Origin of the sequence: Plantibacter auratus (assembly GCF_050587365.1) — a bacterium.
Lineage (GTDB): Bacteria > Actinomycetota > Actinomycetes > Actinomycetales > Microbacteriaceae > Plantibacter > Plantibacter auratus.
In genome coordinates this window covers 227036-247085 of sequence record NZ_JBOBFV010000005.1, presented here as the reverse complement: position 1 = coordinate 247085, position 20050 = coordinate 227036, and the positions used below count along the sequence as shown (strand labels likewise).

At 70.0% G+C, this 20050-nt stretch carries 19 protein-coding genes and 1 pseudogene; 11 read left to right on the top strand and 9 right to left on the bottom strand.

Going from position 1 to position 20050, the window contains the following annotated elements:
- Positions 1-57: 57 nt before the first annotated feature.
- The gene (locus tag ACQ3HE_RS18090) at positions 58-1014 is read right to left on the bottom strand and encodes an NADP-dependent oxidoreductase (protein ID WP_124770005.1); all 957 of its coding nucleotides are present in this window, start codon (positions 1012-1014) and stop codon (positions 58-60) included.
- Between the two features lie 301 nt (positions 1015-1315).
- Here ACQ3HE_RS18090 and ACQ3HE_RS18085 point away from each other — a divergent pair, with 301 nt between their 5' ends.
- Together ACQ3HE_RS18085 and ACQ3HE_RS18080 are read left to right on the top strand one after the other, a co-directional pair.
- Positions 1316-1945: a Pr6Pr family membrane protein gene (locus tag ACQ3HE_RS18085; protein ID WP_159879921.1), complete on the top strand. Its 630-nt coding sequence runs from the start codon at positions 1316-1318 to the stop codon at positions 1943-1945.
- Positions 1942-2715 (top strand): DUF998 domain-containing protein, encoded by a 774-nt coding sequence (locus ACQ3HE_RS18080; protein ID WP_430893702.1) that lies wholly within the window; start codon positions 1942-1944, stop codon positions 2713-2715. The genes ACQ3HE_RS18085 and ACQ3HE_RS18080 overlap by 4 nt, the downstream gene beginning before the upstream one ends.
- On the opposite strand, the gene ACQ3HE_RS18075 is transcribed toward ACQ3HE_RS18080, so the two are convergent.
- Both ACQ3HE_RS18075 and ACQ3HE_RS18070 read right to left on the bottom strand, forming a co-directional pair.
- Complete coding sequence (locus tag ACQ3HE_RS18075; protein WP_430893700.1) at positions 2682-3908, bottom strand: ROK family transcriptional regulator; 1227 nt, start codon at positions 3906-3908, stop codon at positions 2682-2684. The genes ACQ3HE_RS18080 and ACQ3HE_RS18075 overlap by 34 nt on opposite strands.
- A 42-nt stretch (positions 3909-3950) precedes the next feature.
- On the bottom strand, positions 3951-4613 hold the full coding sequence (locus tag ACQ3HE_RS18070; RefSeq protein ID WP_430893698.1) for a YqaJ viral recombinase family protein: 663 nt from the start codon (positions 4611-4613) through the stop codon (positions 3951-3953).
- Positions 4614-4767: 154 nt separating this feature from the next.
- Between ACQ3HE_RS18070 and ACQ3HE_RS18065 the strand changes: the two genes are divergently transcribed.
- The 4 genes and pseudogenes from ACQ3HE_RS18065 (at position 4768) to ACQ3HE_RS18050 (ending at position 8767) form a co-directional block, all read left to right on the top strand.
- A complete protein-coding gene (locus ACQ3HE_RS18065; protein ID WP_079706711.1) occupies positions 4768-5514 on the top strand; it encodes a sugar phosphate isomerase/epimerase family protein in 747 nt (248 codons plus the stop codon).
- A complete protein-coding gene (locus tag ACQ3HE_RS18060) occupies positions 5511-6620 on the top strand; it encodes a Gfo/Idh/MocA family protein (protein WP_159879913.1) in 1110 nt (369 codons plus the stop codon). Before ACQ3HE_RS18065 ends, ACQ3HE_RS18060 begins: the two co-directional genes overlap by 4 nt.
- Positions 6617-7735 carry a Gfo/Idh/MocA family protein gene (locus tag ACQ3HE_RS18055; protein WP_124767347.1) on the top strand — a complete coding sequence of 373 codons (1119 nt, stop codon included), beginning with the start codon at positions 6617-6619 and terminating at the stop codon, positions 7733-7735. Before ACQ3HE_RS18060 ends, ACQ3HE_RS18055 begins: the two co-directional genes overlap by 4 nt.
- Positions 7732-8767 (top strand): annotated as a pseudogene (locus tag ACQ3HE_RS18050) (sugar phosphate isomerase/epimerase family protein). The gene ACQ3HE_RS18055 and the pseudogene ACQ3HE_RS18050 overlap by 4 nt, the downstream one beginning before the upstream one ends.
- A gap of 96 nt (positions 8768-8863) precedes the next feature.
- Here the strand turns inward: ACQ3HE_RS18050 and ACQ3HE_RS18045 are convergent.
- Positions 8864-9124 carry a thioredoxin domain-containing protein gene (locus ACQ3HE_RS18045; RefSeq protein WP_064294542.1) on the bottom strand — a complete coding sequence of 87 codons (261 nt, stop codon included), beginning with the start codon at positions 9122-9124 and terminating at the stop codon, positions 8864-8866.
- 109 nt (positions 9125-9233) lie between these two features.
- On the opposite strand from ACQ3HE_RS18045, the gene ACQ3HE_RS18040 reads away from it, so the two are divergent.
- Entirely contained in the window at positions 9234-10073 is an 840-nt protein-coding gene (locus ACQ3HE_RS18040) for an NAD-dependent epimerase/dehydratase family protein (RefSeq protein WP_430893696.1), read from the top strand.
- A gap of 75 nt (positions 10074-10148) precedes the next feature.
- Here ACQ3HE_RS18040 and ACQ3HE_RS18035 read toward each other — a convergent pair whose 3' ends face one another.
- From ACQ3HE_RS18035 to ACQ3HE_RS18020, 4 genes are all read right to left on the bottom strand, one after another.
- A complete protein-coding gene (locus ACQ3HE_RS18035; RefSeq protein ID WP_430893694.1) occupies positions 10149-10640 on the bottom strand; it encodes a MarR family winged helix-turn-helix transcriptional regulator in 492 nt (163 codons plus the stop codon).
- 17 nt (positions 10641-10657) lie between these two features.
- Positions 10658-12415 carry an MDR family MFS transporter gene (locus ACQ3HE_RS18030; protein WP_430893692.1) on the bottom strand — a complete coding sequence of 586 codons (1758 nt, stop codon included), beginning with the start codon at positions 12413-12415 and terminating at the stop codon, positions 10658-10660.
- Positions 12416-12697: 282 nt separating this feature from the next.
- Positions 12698-13378 carry an ABC transporter ATP-binding protein gene (locus ACQ3HE_RS18025; protein WP_191941755.1) on the bottom strand — a complete coding sequence of 227 codons (681 nt, stop codon included), beginning with the start codon at positions 13376-13378 and terminating at the stop codon, positions 12698-12700.
- A gap of 90 nt (positions 13379-13468) precedes the next feature.
- Positions 13469-14980, bottom strand: coding sequence for an ABC transporter permease (locus ACQ3HE_RS18020; RefSeq protein ID WP_430893690.1), 1512 nt, complete (start codon positions 14978-14980; stop codon positions 13469-13471).
- A 235-nt stretch (positions 14981-15215) separates the two neighbouring features.
- On the opposite strand from ACQ3HE_RS18020, the gene ACQ3HE_RS18015 reads away from it, so the two are divergent.
- The 4 genes from ACQ3HE_RS18015 (at position 15216) to ACQ3HE_RS18000 (ending at position 18726) form a co-directional block, all read left to right on the top strand.
- Entirely contained in the window at positions 15216-15974 is a 759-nt protein-coding gene (locus tag ACQ3HE_RS18015; protein ID WP_124767343.1) for a response regulator transcription factor, read from the top strand.
- Positions 15971-17566 (top strand): sensor histidine kinase, encoded by a 1596-nt coding sequence (locus tag ACQ3HE_RS18010; RefSeq protein ID WP_430893688.1) that lies wholly within the window; start codon positions 15971-15973, stop codon positions 17564-17566. The genes ACQ3HE_RS18015 and ACQ3HE_RS18010 overlap by 4 nt, the downstream gene beginning before the upstream one ends.
- Before the next feature lie 27 nt (positions 17567-17593).
- Positions 17594-18214, top strand: a complete 621-nt coding sequence (locus ACQ3HE_RS18005; RefSeq protein ID WP_430893687.1) for a phosphoribosylanthranilate isomerase — start codon at positions 17594-17596, stop codon at positions 18212-18214.
- Between the two features lie 101 nt (positions 18215-18315).
- Entirely contained in the window at positions 18316-18726 is a 411-nt protein-coding gene (locus ACQ3HE_RS18000) for a DUF5684 domain-containing protein (RefSeq protein WP_430893686.1), read from the top strand.
- A gap of 24 nt (positions 18727-18750) precedes the next feature.
- Here the strand turns inward: ACQ3HE_RS18000 and ACQ3HE_RS17995 are convergent, their stop codons facing one another.
- Positions 18751-19908, bottom strand: coding sequence for an AAA family ATPase (locus ACQ3HE_RS17995; RefSeq protein ID WP_430893685.1), 1158 nt, complete (start codon positions 19906-19908; stop codon positions 18751-18753).
- Positions 19909-20050: the final 142 nt, after the last annotated feature.

Here is a 20050-nt window from a genome sequence, read left to right as displayed (position 1 = left end):
TGAGCTTGTCGAAGGGCGGTCCGCCGGCCTTTGAGCCGGTCGACGGGCGGGATGGACTCAGCCGTCGGCGACCTTGAGGACGATCTTGCCGCGTGAGTGACCGCCCTCGAGGAGCACGTGGGCCTGCCGGACGGCGTCGAGGTCGAACACCTGGTCGACGAACACCCGGACGTCCCCGGACTCCAGCAGCCGACTGATGGTGTCGAGTGTGGCGCCGTCGGGGGCCACGGTGAACCGCGTCGCGCGGACGCCTGCGGCCCGGGCCTCCTCCTCGAGCGTCGGCCAGGAACCGGTCGGCGCGTTGATGATGAGCCCGCCAGGGCGGAGGACCCGCAGGGAACGCGACCCCGTGTCGTCCACGGTGTTGCCCACGAGGTCGATCACGACGTCGACCTGGTCGACGACGTCCTCGAACCGGTGCAACTCGTGGTCGACCGCCTGATGGGCGCCGAGTTCGCGCAGCCAACCGACGTTGCGACCGGAGCCGGTGGCGATCACCCGCGCGCCGAAGTAGGTGGCGAACTGCACGGCGAAGTGCCCGACACCGCCGCTCCCGGCGTGGATGAGGATGCGCTGTCCCTCGTGCGCCTTCGCGACGTCGACGACCATGCCCCACGCGGTCAGCGCGGCGAGAGGGACCCCGGCGGCCTCGACGTGTGACAGCGTCGTCGGCTTCCGCGTCAGGCTCAGGGAGGACACCGCGACGTACTCGGCGTAGCTGCCGCCCGTCCGCGGGAAGCTCGTCATGCCGTAGACCTCGTCACCGGGCAGGAGGCCGGCGGCAGCGAAGGGCGACTCGACGACGATGCCGCTGAAGTCGTACCCGAGGACGGCCGGCATCGCCGTGATGGCAGAGGAGACGCCCCGGCCCGCGCGGGTCTTGGCGTCGACCGGGTTCACGCCGGCCGCGACGACCTTCACGAGGAACTCCGCCATGACCGGACGCGGTGTCGGTACGGTCTCCATCCGGAGGACCTCAGGACTGCCGACGGCGTCGATCACCGCGGCTCGCATGGTCTCCGGTGCCGGCTTCACCGCGTCCGCGGTTGTCGCCAGAGACCAGGAGTGTCCGACTCCTTGACGCATCGAGTACTCCTTCGTCGTTCATCCCCCGAAAGCTCCACCCGGCGGAGGTCGGCTCGGCGACGAGTCTCGCTCCGGTGCGTGGTCCGGCTCTGTTCTCATCAAAGCCGTCGAATGAGTCGGCGCTGTTACGGGGGTGTCAATTGGCTGGAAACGATTCCCTCTCTTCGGGGGACACGGCGGCCCGGCTGTCGCCCGATCCTCGGACGCGTGCTTCCGATACAGTGGCGCAATGCGCGCACTGTTCGGAGTCATCAGGATCATCGCGGGTGGGGTGATCATCGCCGCCATCGTCGGCCAGTTCGTCTACACCCTGTCCTTCGGTGACGCGCCCGACGACTTCTTCGTCAACTTCTTCAGCTACTTCACGATCCTGTCGAACGCGCTGAGTGCGATCGTCCTGTTGGTCGGCGCCGGGTTCTGCTTCCGGCTGCGACGCGATCCGGCCTGGTACAACCTGGTCCTCGGCTGCGTCGTGACCTACATGGCGACCACCGGCGTCGTCTACAACCTGTTGCTGCGCGGCATCGCTCTCGACCAGGGGCACACCCTCGGCTGGTCGAACGAGGTGTTGCACCTCATCGCACCGATCTACCTGGTGCTCGTCTGGATCGTGACGCCCGGCAAGTCCCGCCTGGAATGGCGTCAGGTGTGGGCGATCATCGCGTTCCCCCTCGTCTGGACCGTCTACACGATGATCCGCGGATCGATCGTCGGCTGGTACCCGTACCCGTTCCTCAACCCGGCGCAGCCCGGCGGCTGGGGAGCCGTCGTCGTCTACATGATCGCCATCGCCGGGTTCATCGGCCTGATGGGCTGCGCCGTCATCGCGTTGAGCCGGACGAGGCTCATCCGCGGATGACGGGGGCCACCTCAGACCAGCGGGTCTCTCGCCCGTCGGCCGTCCGTCGGCGCCGATCCGTCGCCCTCGGGTTCGCGACCATCGGTGGCGTGCTCGTCGTGGTCGCCACGATCATGATCTGGGCCGCACGACTCAGCCTCGGCAAGAACAGCTACGTGAGCGGCCTCGGTGCCACCGGCGAGGTGACGGCGCCGGTCTTCAACGCGGCACTGCTCATGGTCGCGGTCGGTGGTCTCAGCATCGCTGTGGCGCTGCAGCGAGTCGTCCCGTCCCGCGAGCCCGGTCAGCGCCGCACGAGGGTTGGACTGCTGCTCATCCCCTGGCTGCTCGTGGGCCTGTCGAGCCTGTGCTTCCTCGTGGCGTCCCGGGTGACGTGCACCTACGAGTGCCCGATCCCGTCGAATCCGCTGTTCACGCTCCAGGACGCGGTGCACATCTCCTTCGCCGTGCTGGGCTTCGCCCTCGCCTGCCTGGCGATGATCGGGTCGGCCCTCGGATCCCGGCTGCGCGCCATCCGGCGGCTGTCCTGGTTCGCCGGGTCCGCCGTCGCGGTGGTCGCGGGGCTCGGTGGCCTGCTCTCGCTCGCCGAGATCGGGCAGCAGGTGGGCAGTTGGTTGGAGTTCGCGGCGATGACCATCGCCCTGTTCTGGCTCGTCGGGTACGGCCTGGCGGAGGTCCTCGCCGTCGGGAAGGCGGACGACGTCGGACGCCCTGGTTCCGCACTGGAGGACGCGCGTCAGGTCGACGCGGCGTCGAGCGCCCGGGGCTGAGTCATCGCGTCGACCGCCGGTGCGGACAGGGCGTCGCGCAGCACCATGATCGCCGCTCCCAACACCCCGGCCTCCTCGCCGGCCGTCGAGGTGACGATGCCGAGGTGCCCGGTGGCGAGCGGCATCGACCGGCGGTAGACCACCTCGCGGACACCGGTGAGGAGATGTTCACCCGCCCGGGTCATCGTCCCGCCGAGCACGATCACCGAGGGGTTCAGGAGGTTCACCACGACACTGAGCACCTCACCGATCTCCCGGCCGGCCTGCCGCGTGGTCTCGATGGCCATACGGTCGCCCGCGCGGATGAGTGCTGCGACGTCGCGACTGCTGACGGCGTCGATCCCGCGGGCGCGGAGCTCGGTCGCGATCGCCGGCCCGCTCGCGATGGCCTCGAGGTCGCGCTCGTCGTCCGCAGCGCGCGGGGAGTCTCGGCCGACGGGGACCTGGACGTGCCCGATGTCGCCGGCCGCACCGAGTGCCCCGCGCTGCAGCTCGCCACCCGCGATGATGCCGGCACCGATACCCGTGGACACCTTCACGTAGACGAGGTCGTCGGTGTCCGGCCAGGAGATCGCGTGTTCGCCGAGCGCGAGGACGTTGACGTCGTTGTCGACGAGGACCGGGACGTCGATGGTCCGGCGGATGTAGGCGGGGACGTCGAAACGGTCCCAGCCCGGCATGATCGGCGGGTTCGTCGGCCGGCCGGTGGAGTGCTCGACCGGCCCCGGGAGGCCGATCCCGATCCCGATGACCGGGGGAGCGAGCGGCTGGGGTGTGGCCCAGGTCTGCGGAGCGGCCAGCAGGGCCGACGCCGCTTCGACCACCCAGTCGAGGACGGGCTCGGGTCCTGCGGCGATCTGCAGCTCCGATCGGCTCGTCGCGAGGATCGCTCCGGCCAGGTCGGTGACGGCCACCGTCCCGTGCGTGGCCCCCAGGTCGACGGCGACGACGACGCGCGCGAGCGGGTTGAACGCGATCCGTGCGGGCGGGCGGCCACCCGAGGAGGCTGCCTCTCCAGCGGGACGGAGCAGGTCTGCGGCCACGAGGGCGTCGATCCGGAGGGAGACGGTGGAGCGGGCCAGGCCGGTGAGGGCGCACAACTCCGACTTCGTGCGTGCCTCACCGCCGCGGAAGAGTTGGAAGAGGTCGCCGGCGCCCGGTGCTCCGGGGGAGGGGCGTAGCGGCTCGGTCATGGCGACAGTCAACCACCTCGGCCGACTTCTGTCGACTTGCCGTCAGAAGTCGGCGCTCAGCAGGGGTTCCCGGAGCGGCCGAGCGACGGGCGCGGGCTCCGGAAGGGTCGGGCGCCGAGCGGCTGGATTGGTGCGGTGGTACAGCTCGTCGATGAGCGCGTTCGCGAGGCCGACCAGCTTCGCGATCTCGGCGTCGTCGCGCTCGACCCACCGACAGAGGGGTTCGTCGTCGATGGGGACGAAGTCCTTGTGCTCCTCCCAGACCACGAGCGTCCGCTCGGCGCCGATCACGTACTGCTGCCACCACACCTGGCGGAGGTAGTTGCGGGGGATCGAGCGCCAGGACTTCGTCGTGGTCTTGATCTCCGCGAGCACGACGGCCCCGCGCTCGGTCACGGCGATGCCGTCGGGGGTGGCGAGGTGGCGATGTTCGACCTCAGCCCGGAAGAGCGCCGACGAGGGGTTGATCCCGTGCGTCGCGGCGACCCACCGGGCGATCTCCGGCTCGCGGGCGCGACCGTGGTCGGTGAAGGCGTTGCCGGAGAAGCCCGTCCCGCCGAGCTTCGCGTCGGCCGCCCGCTGGATCGAGGCCGGGGTCGAGAGGGTGGCGACGTCGGTCGCGGTGATCCCGCGCGAACGAGCCCGCAACCACGAGATGCGGTCGCTGGAGTCAGCGACGATCCGGGAGAGCAGAGCTGAGTTCACCTCTCCATTGTCCCCCACGCTTCCGACTCCTGCGGTATTCGTCGCCGGGGGAGCGGTGACCGGTGGGAGACTTTTGTTTGACCACCGACAGAAGTGTGGTTAGCCTGGATCTCGCAGCAGCGGCTGCCTGACACCATCATCATTGAGGAGCATCGTGTCGACTTCCCAACTCTCTGTCCAGCTCTACTCGGTACGGGAGCCGCTCACCGCGGATCGTGCCGCAGCGCTGCAGCGCCTGACCGAGATCGGTTTCCGCCAGGCCGAGCCGTTCGGCTTCGGTCCCGGCGTCAGCCTGCAGGACATCCACGATGCCGGCCTCGCCACCCCGAGCGCGCACGGCAAGGTCATCGCCGACGACATCGACCTGTCGGCGGCCTTCGGCGCGGCGGCGGAGCAGGGCGTGCAGGTCCTCATCGACCCAGCCATCGCCGAAGAGCGCTTCGCCACCGCCGAGACGGTCGCGTCGATCGCCGACGAGCTGAACGCCGCGGCAGCGGTCGCCGCCGGTCACGGAGTCCAGGTGGGCTACCACAACCACTGGTGGGAGCTCGAGGGCGACGTCGCGGGCACCAGCCCGCTCGAGCACCTCGCCGCACTCACCGACCCGGCCGTCGTGTTCGAGGTCGACACCTACTGGGTCGAGGTCGGCGGACGCCGCGCGGTCGACGTCCTCGGTGCGATCGGCGATCGTGTGCGCTTCATCCACGTCAAGGACGGCGACGCCTCGCGCGACACGCTGAAGCAGCTGCCCGCGGGTGCCGGGGTCGTCCCGGTGCTCGACATCCTCGCCGCGGCACCGCAGGCCTTGCGCGTCGTCGAGTTCGACGCGTTCGACGGCGACATCTTCCAGGGGCTCGAGCAGAGCTTCACGTACCTCACCACGAACGGAGTCCAGGCATGAGCAACAGCACCGGAACGGTCGGTGTCGGCCTCATCGGCGCCGGCGTCATCAGCGACCAGTACCTCAGCAATATGGTCACCTTCCCCGACCTCGACGTCCGGTTCGTCGCGGACCTCGACCTCGAGCGGGCGAAGACGCAGGCCGAGAAGTACGGGGTGCCCGGCCACGGCTCGGTCGCCGAACTCCTGGCCGACCCCGAGATCGAGATCGTCGTCAACCTGACGATCCCGAAGGTCCACGTCGAGGTCGCCATGCAGATCCTCGACGCCGGTAAGCACGTGTGGAGCGAGAAGCCCTTCGCGCTCGACCGAGAGAGCGGGCAGGCCCTGCTGGCCGCCGCGAAGGAGAAGGGGCTCCGCGTCGCCACGGCTCCGGACACCTTCCTCGGCGCCGGTATCCAATCCGCCCGCCGACTCGTCGAGGCCGGAGGCATCGGCCAGCCCCTCACCGCGCTGACCCTCATGCAGAGCCCCGGCCCGGAGTCGTGGCACCCGAACCCCGACTTCCTGTTCCAGGACGGCGCCGGTCCGCTCTTCGACATCGGCCCGTACTACATCACGGCGCTCGTGCAGCTGTTCGGTCCGATCGCCCGCGTCACCGCGCTGGCTTCGCAGGCCTTCCCGCAGCGGACGATCGGATCCGGCCCGCGCGCCGGTCAGTCGTTCGATGTGACGGTGCCGACGCACGTGAGCGCCCTCTTCGAGTTCGAGAGCGGCCAGCTCGCGCAGAGCGTCTTCAGCTTCGACTCCAAGCTCGGCCGCACGCAGTTCGAGGTCGCCGGCTCGACCGGCACGCTCGTCGTCCCCGACCCGAACACCTTCGAGGGCGACCTGCTCGTCTACGGCGGTGGCGAGGAGCCCGAGTCGATCCCGTCGACCGGTCCGACGCAGGGTCGCGGAACCGGGGTCGTCGAGCTCGCCCAGGCGATCCGCGCCGGTCGTCCCGAGCGCGCCTCCGGTGAGCTCGCCTACCACGTGCTCGACGTCATGGTCTCGACGGCCGAGTCGGGCCTGAGCCGTACCTCGGTGGACGTCGTCAGCACCGTGGAGCTCGCTCCCGCACTGCCGGAGTCGTGGACCCCGGCGGACGGCACCTTCGGAGCATGACCGTGGCCGGTCCCGGTATCGCGGTGGTGGGCGGTGGCTTCATGGCCACCGTCCACAGCCGGGCGGCCCGCGCTGCGGGTGCCCGGCTGGTCGGTGTCGTCGCCTCGACACCCGAACGCTCGCGGGAGGTCGCCGCGAGCCTCGGGTTCGAGCGTGGATACGGCTCGCTCGACGAGCTGCTGGCCGACCCCTCGGTCGACGTGGTACACGTCTGCACGCCGAACGCGCTCCACGCCGAGCAGGCACTCGCGGCCATCGCGGCGGGCAAGCACGTCGTTTGTGAGAAACCCCTCGCGACCGACGCCGCGACCGCCGAGCGTCTCGTCGCCGCCGCGGCCGAGGCCGGTGTCGTCGGCACGGTGCCGTTCGTGTACCGCTTCCACCCGCTCGTCCGGGAGGCCCGGGCGCGTGTCGCCGCCGGTGACCTCGGGACCCTGCTCACGATCAGCGGGTCCTACCTCCAGGACTGGTTGCTCGCGCAGGCCGACGACAACTGGCGGGTCGACTCGGCGGCCGGTGGCCGCTCGCGCGCCTTCGCCGACATCGGTTCGCACCTCGTCGACCTCCTCGAGTTCATCACCGGCGCGCGCATCACGGAGCTCAGTTCGACGGTCCGCACCTTCTTCGCCGAGCGCGCGAACACTCCGGAGGTCACGACCGAGGACGCGGCCGCGGTCGTGATCCGGCTCGAGGGCGGCGCCATCGGCACGCTGCTCGTCTCGCAGGTCGCGCCCGGTCGGAAGAACCGGCTGCACCTCGAGGTCGCCGGGACGGAGCTCAGCATCGGCTTCGATCAGGAAGCGCCGGAGACGCTCTGGCTCGGCCGTCGGTCGGGGACGCAGGTGCTGCCGCGCGACGCCGACCAGCTGCACCCGGACGCCGCACGCCTGTCCATCGTCCCCTCGGGGCACCCGATGGGCTACCAGGACGCCTTCAACGCGTTCGTGGCCGACAGCTACGCGGCGATGGCCGGGCAGTCGCCGGACGGCTTGCCCGTCTTCGCCGATGGCCTCCGCACCGCGCGCATCACCGAGGCCGTCCTCGACGCGGCCGAAACCGGCCGCTGGGAAGCGATCGCCACTTCCACCGACGACGAGCAGAGGATCACCGCATGACCGACACCACCGACAAGCAGTACGCCAGCCGCCTCCCGGTGACCCTGTTCACCGGACAGTGGGCGGATCTCCCCTTCGAAGAGGTCGCCCGCCTCGCCGCCTCCTGGGGCTACGACGGCCTCGAGATCGCGGCCTCGGGCGACCACCTCGACCTGAAGCGCGCGGATGAGGACGACGCCTACCTGCAGTCCCGCCTCGACATCCTCGACCGTCACGGCCTCGAGGTCTTCGCGATCTCGAACCACCTCACCGGCCAGGCCGTGTGCGACGACCCGATCGACTTCCGCCACCAGGCGATCGTGCGCGACTACACCTGGGGCGACGGCGAAGCGGAGGGGGTGCGCCAGCGGGCGGCCGAGGACATGAAGCGGTCCGCGCGGGTCGCGCGCAAGCTCGGCGTCGACACGGTCGTCGGCTTCACGGGGTCGAAGATCTGGCAGTACTCCGCGATGTTCCCGCCGGTGCCGGCCTCCGTCATCGACGCTGGCTACGAGGACTTCGCCACCCGCTGGAACCCGATCCTCGACGTCTTCGACGCCGAAGGTGTCCGCTTCGCCCACGAGGTGCACCCGTCCGAGATCGCCTACGACTACTGGACGAGTGTCCGGACCCTCGAGGCGATCGACCACCGCCCGGCGTTCGGTTTCAACTGGGACCCGTCGCACATGATGTGGCAGGGCGTCGACCCGGTGGGGTTCATCGTCGAGTTCGCGAACCGGATCTACCACGTCGACTGCAAGGACACCCGGATCCGGCCGGCCACCGGTCACGCCGGTATCGTGCGGCTCGCACCTGCCCTGGGGCGACCCGCGACGCGGTTGGGACTTCGTGTCGACCGGTCACGGCGACGTGCCGTGGGAGGACGCCTTCCGTGCCCTCTCGAGCATCGGCTACGCCGGGCCGATCTCGATCGAGTGGGAGGACGCCGGGATGGACCGCCTGCACGGAGCCGAGGAGGCCGTCGGATACATCCGGAACCTGCTCTGGAAGCTGCCCGAGCAGTCCTTCGACGCGGCGTTCAGCACCCAGTAGCCCCGGGCCCTGAACTGCTTCTCCGGTCCCTGAGCTGCTTCTCCGGTCCCTGAGCTGCCTCTTCGGTCCCTGAGCTTGTCGAAGGGCGGTCGCCGGTTACAGCGCCTTCGCCGCCGCCACAAGCACCTGGTTGAGCGTGGGCGCCCCGGTCGCGCGGAACACCTCGGTGCCGTCGTCGGCCGTGATGATGACCGTCGGGGTGGAGCGGATGCCGTCGGCCTCCGCCTCCGCCGAACGGAAGGCGACGTCGCGCTCCTCGACGACGGCACCGGCCACGAGCGCCGGGACCTCGGCCAGGACGGCGCGGGCCTGCATGCAGGGGGCGCAGAACGCGGAGGTGTACAGGGTGAGCTTCACGTCTCGTCCAACGCGAGCCGGCGGTCGACCATTCCGCTTCGGTCGCCCGATCCTGGGGGAGTTGTCAATCGTCCACGCGATCGCGGGTTGATGGACCAGGATGGGCGTCATGAGAATCGCAGTGACGGGAGGCTCGGGCAAGCTCGGGCGAACAGTGGTCGGCCATCTTCGGGAGCACGGTCACCTGGTGATCAACCTCGACCAGGCGGGAGAGCGCGGTGACGGTTTCGTCCGCATCGACCTGCGTGACGCTGGCCAGGTGTTCGACGCCCTCACCGGCGTCGACGAGCAGGCGCCGGACGGGTTCGACGCGGTCGTCCACCTGAGCGCCATCCCCGCGCCGGGGCTCTCGACGAACACGGCGACCTTCCAGAACAACATCCTCAGCACCTACAACGTGTTCAACGCCGCCATCAAGGCCGGCATCACGAACATCGTCACGGCGTCGAGCGAGACCGTCCTCGGGCTGCCGTTCGACACCCCGCCGCCCTACATCCCCGTCGACGAGGCCTACGCGGCGCGACCCGAGTCGACGTACTCGCTCTCGAAGCACCTCGAGGAGCAGCTGGCGATCGAACTCACGCGGTGGCACCCCGAGCTCAAGATCATCGCCCTCCGCTTCTCCAACGTGATGGACGAGGCCGACTACGCGGCGTTCCCGTCGTTCGACGCCGACGCCACCCTCCGCAAGTGGAACCTCTGGGGCTACATCGACGGCCGTGACGGCGCGCAGGCCGTGCGGCTCGCGCTCGAGCACCAGGCCACCGGGTTCGACCGGTTCATCATCGCAGCGGCCGACACGGTCATGTCGCGCGACAACGTCGAGCTCGTCGCGGAGGTCTTCCCGGACGTGCCCGTCACCGGCGACATCGCCGGCAACGGCACGCTGCTCTCGATCGACCACGCCCGCCAGGTCCTCGGGTACGACCCGAAGCACAGCTGGCGCTGACCCGTTCTCAGGAGTTCCTCGGCGCGTCGCTCGCTCGCGAGCCCGGCGCTCCGGAGGACTCCTGAGAAAGGGACTTCAGAGGGTGTCGTTGAGCTTCGCGAGGAGTTCCGCGAGCCGCCGCACCTCGGCCTTGTCCCAGGACGAGAGCTGCTGGTAGAGCATCGCCTGGTCGTTGGCCCGTGTCGACTCCATCCGGCGCTCGCCCTCGGCGGTCGCGACGACGAGGCTCGCACGGCCGTCCTCGGGGTCCGGCGTCCTCGTCACGAGGCCGAGCGTCTCCAGCTGGTGGATGAGGCGACTCACCGCGCTCTTGTCCGTCGCGAGCATCTCGGCCAGGGCACCGGCGCGGATCGCTCCGGAGCGCGAGACCATGCTGAGCAACTTGTAGCCGGCCGGCTGGAGTCCGGGGGAGATCCGCTCGGCCCGGTCGCGGATGCCGTTGCGGATGCGGTTGACGAGCAGCGCGAACTGCTCCTCCACGGCACCGATCGCGAGGTCGTGCGCGGTGCCGGCCGCTGCGTCGTCGGCAGCGGCCGGCCCGGCCTGGGCGTCGTGATCGATGGACATCGTTCGCATTGTACGGACTAGCGGCCGTGGCGGGGGCTGTGTGCCTCGGCTTCCGAGCCGCTGTCGGCGTCGGCGGTCTCATCCCGTCCTCGCTCGAGTCGGGTGTCCGCCTCGCCACCGATCATGGCCTCGGCCACGTCGAGCGCACCGGTCGCGAACGACTGGGTCGACGTGGACGCGGTGGCCGTCGTGACGGAACCGGTGGCCGCGCCGACGAGGGCCGGCTCTCCGGTGCCCTGCTCGGCCATGCGCTGCACGGCGTTCTTCGAACCGAGCTTCTTGTTCGGCAGGAAGATCACGGCGATGATCGTCAGGATCGCGAGTGGTGCGGCGACGAGGAAGATGTCGGCGACCGCGTCACCGTAGACGGATTCGATGATGGTCCGCACCGACTCGGGCAGCGTGCTCACCTTGGGGATCGTGCCGCTCGAGAGCGTCTCGGCGATCTTGGCGCCGGGAGCACCGAGGGCGACGATGGCCGCCTGCAGGTCGTCCTGTCGGTCGGAGAGCATGTCGGTGACCTTCGTCGCGAGCACGGAGCCCATGACCGAGACGCCGATCGTGCCGCCGAGGCTGCGGAAGAACGCGACACCCGCGCTCGCCGTCCCCAGCTGCTGCGGCAGGACGTCGTTCTGGACCACGAGCACGAGGTTCTGCATGACCATGCCGACACCGGCGCCGAGGACGAACATGTACACGGAGACGAGCAGGTAGTTCGAGTCGTAGTGGATCGTGCTCATGAGGAACAGGCCGACGGTGAGGAGGATCGAGCCGACGATGAGGTACGGCTTCCAGTGGCCGAAGCGGGAGATGAACTGCCCGACCACGATGGAGGCGATCAGGAGGCCGCCGATCATCGGGAGCGTCAGCAGGCCCGACTCCGTCGGTGTCGCCCCACGCGCCAGCTGCATGTACTGGCTGAGGAACACCGAGGTGCCGAACATCGCCACACCCACCGAGATGCTCGCGATGACCGCGAGGGTGAAGGTGCGGTTCTTGAACAGCGACATCGGGATGATCGGCTCGTCGACCTTGATCTCGACGATGACCGCCGCTGCGAGCAGGAGGACGGAGATGCCCACCATGACGAGCGTCGTGAAGCTCGCCCACTCGAACTGCGTCCCGGCCAGGGTGACCCAGATGAGCAGCAGCGAGACGCCGCCGGCGATGAGGGCGGCGCCGAGGTAGTCGATCTTGACCTTGCCCACGTTCCGCTTCGGGAGGTGGAGCGTGCGCTGCAGGAGGAAGATCGCGGCGATCGCGAAGGGGACGCCGACGAAGAAGTTCCAGCGCCAGCCGAGCGAGTCGGTGAGGAGGCCGCCGAAGAGCGGGCCGCCGACCGTGCCGACCGCCATGACCGCACCGAAGAGGCCCATGTACCGGCCACGCTCACGCGGGCTGATGATGTCGGCCATGATGATCTGGCTGAGCGCCGTGAGACCACCGGCGCCGAGGCCCTGCAGGACGCGGAAGCCGATGAGCGTGCCGGTGTCCTGCGAGAAGCCCGCGAGCGCCGAGCCGAGGACGAAGATCCCGAGCGCCAGCTGGATGAGCAGCTTGCGGTTGAAGAGGTCGGCGAACTTGCCCCAGATGGGCGTCGAGACGGTGGTGGCGAGCAACGTGGCCGTGACGACCCAGGTGAACGCCGTCTGGTCGCCGTTCAGGTCGGAGATGATCCGGGGGAGGGAGGTCGAGACGACGGTTCCGGCGAGGATCGACACGAACATGCCGAGGAGGAGGCCGGAGAGGGCCTCGAGCACCTGGCGATGCGTCATGCCGTTGTCCGCGCGAGCGGGCGTGGCTGGTGAAGAAGTGGTGTGTGACATGGGCTCCGCGATCGTGATGACGTCAGCTAGTTGATATGCGTCAACTATATGAGAAGTAGTTGATCAGTGTCAATCAACCACGACGACGGGGTATTCCCATGGCCCTTCGACAGGCTCAGGGACCGGGTGGGCGGCTCGGGGACCGGGGTGGGCGGCTCGGGGAGCGGGGCGGGCTGCTCAGGGACCGGGTGGGCGGCTCGGGGAGCGGGTCCGAGCCGCTCCCCGGGCCGGTCAGCGCCGAATCGTGACGTCCTTGAGCTTCCCGTTCGCGATGTGCAGACGACGCTCGGCGCGCTTGGCGACCGCGGTGTCGTGCGTCACCACGACGACCGTGAGCCCGCGGTCGCGCCACAGACCCTCGAGGAGGTCCATGATCTCGTCGCGGGTCTCCTCGTCGAGGTTGCCGGTCGGTTCGTCGGCGAGCAGCACCTCGGGCTCTTTGACGAGCGCACGGGCGATCGCGACCCGCTGCTGCTGCCCGCCGGACAACTCGGCGGGGAGGTGCGAACCCCGCTCGGAGAGTCCGACGGACGCGAGCGCCGCCCGAGCCCTGGTCTCGCGTTCGGCCCGAGGGGTCCCGATCGGGACCAGGGCCATCTCGACGTTCTCCTGTGCCGTCAGCGTCGGGATGAGGTTGAACCCCTGGAACACGAAGCCGATCTCCGTGGCGCGGATCCTGCCGAGCTTCGTCTCGCTGAGCGTCGAGAGGTCGTCGCCGGCGAGGGAGATGCTGCCGGCGGTCGGTCGGTCCAGCGCGCCGAGCATCTGGAGGAGCGTCGACTTGCCGCCGCCGGTCGGACCTTGGATGGCGACGAGCTGTCCGTCGGGGATGTCGAGGTCGACGCCGTCGAGCGCCGTGACCGAGCGCTTCGCCTGGCGGTACTGCTTGGTGAGGCCGGTGATCGTGTACATGGGGTCCTTCGTTCTGCTGGTCGGAGTGAGAAGTGGGACCGCCGGGTGGTCGCGGGGGAGACGACCACCCGGCGGCGTCTGGTGCGTCGCCTAGGCGACGGAGCGGAGCGCCTCGGCCGGACGCAGCCGTGAGGCGCGCCACCCGCCGATGGCACCCGCGAGCAGCCCGCCGATGACGGCGATCCCGACGGCGATGACGATGATCCACGCGGTCACGGGAGCCTGGAGGACGATGTCGGTGGTGGTCGCGGCCGCAGCGCCCGGGGCGCCGCCGAACCCACCGGCCGTTCCCGCCGGCACGCCCGCGGTGCCGCCGGGTCCGCCGAGTCCGCCACCGGCCGAGGTCGTCGCCGCCGCGCTGAGCGTCGGGGCGACGAGGTTCACGACGAGGATGCCGAGGAGGCCGACCGCGACACCGACGGCGCCGCCGACGAGTGACTGCACGACGGACTCACCCGCGACCTGGCCGACGATGCGCCGGTCACTCCAGCCGATCGCCTTGAGCGTGCCGAACTCGCGCGTGCGGCGCGTGACGCCGGAGATCGTGAACAGGATAGCGATGAGGAACGCGGCGGCGAGCACGATGAGCGACAGCCAGGTGCCGAGGTTGGACACGAGCGTCGACGCCGAGGCGAGCGAGCCGGACACGGTGGACGCGAGGTCCTCCTGGGTGCTCACGGTCGCGTCGGGCAGTGCCGTCTCGATGTCCGTCTGCACCTGCGTGATGTCGGTCGACGAGGCGGCCTGCACGTACACGTCGCTGACCTGGTCGTCGAGTCCGGCGAGCGTCTGCGCGACGTCGAGGGGGATGTAGACGTTCGAAGCGGTCGTGGCGTCGGCTCCGGAGGCGGTCACCGTGCCGACCACGCTGAACGTGGTGCCCGCGATGTCGATCGTGTCGCCGGTGGCGATCCCCGCCTCGGTCGCGTAGGAGGCGTCGAGGACGGCGACGTCCGTGCCCGTGTCGTCGACTGCGAGCGAGCGTCCGTCGCTGAGGGTGACGGCCGAGAGCGGACCGACGGCGTCGCCCGAGGGGTCGAGACCGAGGACCGTGAAGGAGTCGACGCCGAAGGAACTCCCGCCTGCGCCGTCAGGACCGCCCTGCGGCGGGGTCGCGCCGGTCGCGTCACCGCCGGGCACGCCTGCCGCCCCGTCGGATCCCTGCGCCTGCGAGAAGTCCGGCAGCTCGCCCGTGAAGGTCGTGTTCGTGAGCGACAGGGTGGCTGCGGCGGCCTCGACGTTGGCGACGTCGGTGATCGTGCCGAGCGCCGTCGCGTCGAAGGTCGACGTGCCGCGCGCCGCCTCCAACCGCGACTGGTTGACGGTCGTCGTGCCGTCGCTCGTCGACCCGTCGCCCGAGCCGAAGTCGAAGTTCTGGCCGGGGCCGCCGCCCTCCGTCGGCGCTTCGGCGGCTTGACTCACGGTGATGTCCGTTCCGACCCCGTAGACGGATTCCAGCACCGACGCCTGCGCCGTCTTCACACCGGCTGCGACCGAGTTGACGATGATCACGAGGGCGATGGCGAGCGCCATCCCGATGGCGATGATGATCGTCTGTTTCCGACGACCGACGAGTTCCCGCCGGAGATACGTTCCGAACATGTCTGTGTTTCCTTCTGCTCTGGTGCACGTTCCGGCGTCCCCGTTGCGCGACGCCGACGATCCGCACGTCGCGGATGACTTGGACCGGACGCTACGGAGGCCCGCTTGGCCTGCGCCTCGGCGACGCTATGAATCGGCCCAGGCCGCTGCGGGCGCTCCGCCGGCTCGGGGAGGGCACAGCATCCGTCTGGTCGGTTCATAGACAGCTCATAGGGCGGAGGCGAATACTGAACGCGTGAACATCCCGACCCAGGCGCCCGGTGCCGCGCGAAGCGCACTCAAACGGGCCGACGGCACCGCCGTCCGTGTGCTCGTCGTCGACGACGAGGCGACGCTCACGGACCTCCTGCAGATGGCCCTGCGCTACGAAGGCTGGGAGATCCGGACCGCCGCCGACGGCCGCGAGGCCCTCACGACCGCCCGCGACTTCCGCCCGGACGCCATCGTGCTCGACATCATGCTGCCCGACCTGGACGGCCTGCAGGTGCTGAACCGCCTGCGGACCTCGGGGAGCGACGTCCCCGTCCTGTTCCTCACCGCCAAGGACTCGCTCGACGACCGCATCGCGGGCCTCACCGCCGGCGGCGACGACTACGTGACCAAGCCCTTCAGCCTCGAGGAGGTCGTCGCCCGGCTGCGCGGGCTCATCCGCCGCTCGACCCTGCTGGCCGCCGACGAGTCCGGGCCGGACATCGTGGTCGGCGACCTCGTGCTCAACGAGGACAGCCACGAGGTGACGCGCGACGGCGAACCCATCGAACTCACCGCGACCGAGTTTGAGCTGCTGCGGTTCCTCATGCGGAACCCGCGCCGGGTGCTGAGCAAGGCCCAGATCCTCGACCGGGTGTGGAGCTACGACTTCGGTGGGCGTGCGAGCGTCGTCGAGATCTACATCTCCTACCTGCGGAAGAAGATCGACGCCGGTCGCGAGCCCATGATCCACACCGTGCGCGGCGCCGGCTACATGCTGAAGATCCCGACGGTCGGTTCGTGACCACGAGCGCCCCCGTCACCGACCCGACAGCGACGACCACCGGCTCCACCCACCCCAAGCGCGCACCGTGGACGCTTCGTCGACGCCTCATGGTCGTCGTCGTCGGGCTCCTCGCCCTCGGCAGCGCCGTCGTCGGAGTCGCGAGCGCGGTGGCGGTGAGCGGCCTCCTCACCGAGGGCGTCGACAACCAGCTCACGAAGGCCGCCGAGCGGATCGTCGACTACGGTCGCAACGGTCAACTCCCCACGCCGGAGTCCATCCCCGACGCCGCGATCCCGGACAGCTACGGCGGTGGCTCGGGCACGCGCGAGCCGCCCGCCTTCATCGGCGCTCCGGGCCTCGGCCCCGGCGCACTCGGGGCGATCGTCGTCGACGGCACCATCGTCAGCGCCGGATACCTCAACGCCGACGGCAGCACGGTCCCGTGCACCGAGAGTCAGGACGCCATGATCCTCACGGTGTCGGCCGGTGACCGACCGTCGACCATCAACCTCGGGGAGCACCTCGGCGACTACCGCGTCGTCGCCGTCACCGATGCGAGCGGCGCGACGAGGATCATCGGGCTGCCGCTCGCCGAGGTCGCGTCGACGGTCATGCAGCTCGTCACCCTCATCGCGATCATGAGCGTCGTGGTCCTGCTGCTCGCCGGACTGGCCGCGTTCGCGATCGTGCGGTACTCGCTCCGCCCGCTCGACCGGGTCGTCGCGACGGCCGCGGTCGTCGCCGAACTGCCCCTCGACCGCGGTGAGGTGGCGCTCGCCGTCCGGGTACCGGAGTCGGACACGGACCCGCGCACCGAGGTCGGACGCGTCGGATCGGCGATCAACCGCATGCTCGGGCACGTCTCGTCCGCGCTGAACGCCCGGCAGGCGAGCGAGAACAAGGTGCGCCGGTTCGTCTCGGACGCGAGCCACGAGCTCCGGACCCCGCTGGCGTCCATCGCCGGATACTCGGAACTCGCCGCCCGGAAGTCGGACGCGCTGCCGGAGGACGTCACCCACTCCCTCGGCCGGATCCGCTCCGAGGCCGGTCGCATGACCACGATCGTCGAGGACCTGCTGCTGCTGGCGCGGTTGGACGAGGGACGCGAACTCGCGAAGCGCCCCGTCGACCTCACCGAACTCGTCATCCACACCGTCGGCGACGCCCATGTCGCCGGGCCGGACCACGTGTTCGAACTGGACTTCCCCGAGGAGCCCGTCCTCGTCACGGGTGATGCGTCCCGACTGCAACAGGTGATCGTCAACCTACTCGCCAACGCGCGGACCCACACGCCCGCCGGGACGACCGTGCGGACGGGGCTGGCGGTCGAGAGCGGTCCTGCGGGCGAGATCGCCGTGCTGACCGTTTCGGACGACGGCCCCGGCATCGACCCCGCGCTGCAGCCCAACCTCTTCGAGCGCTTCGTCCGTGGCGACGACTCCCGCTCACGGGCCACCGGGAGCACCGGCCTCGGGCTCGCGATCGTGCACGCCGTCGTGGCCGCGCACCACGGCACGGTCAGGTGCGAGAGCACACCAGGACGGACGGTGTTCCGCGTCGAGCTGCCGGCCGTCGCCACCCCGGACGTCCTCGTCCCGACGGCGGAGTGATCCGTGAGGCCGGGTAGCGTGGTCCCCATGTGGGTCAAGGTGTGCGGTCTGTCCGAGGCGTCCGACGTCGCTGCGGCGGTGGACGCCGGAGTCGACGCGATCGGATTCGTCTTCGCGCCGGGGTCGCCCCGGACCATCGAGCCCGAACGCGTCGCCTCGCTGCTCGCCGACGTCCCCGAGTCGGTGCTGACGGTCGGCGTCTTCCGGCGCCAGTCGGTCGAGGAGGTCTCGCGGATCGCCGGTGCTGCCGGGGTGCAGGCCGTCCAGCTCCACGGTGACGAACCACCCGAGGCGTTCCAGGAGCTGCAGGCGATGGGATGGCGGACGCTCCGGGCGACCTCGGCGGTGCACTACGCCTCCGAGAACGCCGCCGAGCGCGCCGCCTACGCCGAGGAGCTGTTGCTCCTCGATGCACCTGACCCGGGAGCCGGGAAGACCTTCGACACGATCGCCCTGATGGCGAACCCACCCACCCGCACGTGGATCCTCGCCGGCGGTCTCACGCCGGAGAACGTCCAGGGCCTCGTCGCGGAACTCCGGCCCTGGGGGGTCGACGTGTCCAGCGGGGTCGAGTCCTCGCGCGGGGTGAAGTCGCCGGAGCTCATCCGTTCGTTCGTGCAGGCCGCCCGCACCGCCCGGGCCGTCTGAGCGTCTGCGGGACACCCGCTGGTCCGGGGTGCGACCCGCGCGCTACATTCGTCGGATGAGGCGGTCGGTCGACCGCGATGACGACAAGGAGCGCCACCACCGTGATCGACACCATCCTGCTCGCCGCTGACGACAACGGTCGTGCCGCCATCGAGTTCATGAACGCCCCCGCCAACGTCTTCGGCGGCATCATCGGCTACGCCCTGTTCGTCGCCTCCGTCTGGGGGATGTTCGAGAAGTCTGGCCGCTCCGGCTGGACCGCGATCATCCCGATCTACAACTGGTACGTCGTCGTGAAGCTCGCCGGCTTCACGGGTGCGGCGACCATCCTCTACTTCATCCCGCTCGTGAACATCGTGTTCGGGTGGATCGTCGGATGGCACATCGGCAAGCAGTTCGACAAGAGCACGGTGTTCCGGATCTTCGGACTCGTCCTGTTCCAGCTGATCGGGTTCTTCATCCTCAGCTACGGTGCGGACCGCTACCTGGGCAAGCAGGCCGACCGCGCCTAGCCGGCGGTCACCGGAGCCGGACACTCATCGCGACGGCCAGGCCCACGGCGGCGTCGACAGCAGGCCCTGATCCTCGACGGTCGTCTCGCCGAGTCGCTTCACCAGCTGGTGCTCATGCACCTCGCCGGCCCCGAGCATGGCCTCGATGAGTGGGCGGGCGTGGGAGACGACCACGAGCTGTGTGTCGGCGCTCGCCGCGGTGATGAGCCGAGCCAGCTGGGGGAGGAGGTCGCCGTGCAAACTCGTCTCGGGTTCGTTCAGCACCATGAGCTCGGGCGGGCGCGGAGTGAGGAGCGCCGCGACGAGCAGCAGGTAGCGGAGCGTGCCGTCGGACAGCTCGCCGGCCGAGAGTGGACGGAGCATCCCGGGCTGTTCGAGCTCCAGTCGGAACACCCCGTCGTCGGCGCGCACGCGCAGCACGCTGCCGGGGAACGCGTCGTCGACGGCGGCGTCGAGCCGGTCCCGGCCGCCGGACTCGATGATCGTCTGCACCGCGGCGGCGAGGTCCGCGCCGTCGTGCCCGAGGACCGGCGTCCTCGTCCCGACCTGCGGCGCACGCGCCGGGGCCTCGCGGTCGGTCCGGAACTGGTCGTAGAACCGCCAGCCGCGCACCTGGCCGCGCACGCGGAGGACCTCGGGCGTCGCGTCGGCGTCCGAGAACTCGGTGAGGATGCTCTCCGAGGTGCCGAGCGTTCGACCGATCGGACGCCACGACCCGTCGCGGACCCGGACCGCCGGACCGTGCCGGTCGACGAGCAGGCTGCTCGGTTTGGCCAGTGCGCCGGCGAAGATCTGCTCCCGCTTGATCTCGGGGTCGCGGCCGAACAGCGTCGTGGACGGCTGCGGGATCCCGAGGTCGACGAGATACCCCAGCGTGTCCGTCGCGAACCCGAGTCGCAGGCTGATCGGACCCGTGCGGCGCGTGCCCTGGACCGGGACGGAACCGTCGACCATGGCTCGACTCACGTGCTCGGGGCCGGCCCAGAGCGTCGAGGAGAGCCCGCCGTCGCGCGCGAGGGATCCGACGACATCGCCGTCGCCCGCACTCGCGAGGAGTCGGAGTGCCCGGTAGAGGTTGGACTTGCCGGTGCCGTTCGCGCCGGTCACGACGTCGAGGCCGTGCAGCGGCAGCACGGTGTCTCGGATGGAACGGTAGCCGGAGATGGCGAGCGTCTGGATCATGGCTCCATGGTGCCGGTCGCCTCGGACATCCGGACGGGCGGTCGTGAGCGCCCGGTGCACGCCTGTCGGAACGGGGCCGGGGGTGTGTTATGGTTGTCGAAACCAAAGACCGCCGGTCACTGTCGCGTGCAAACGAGACAGT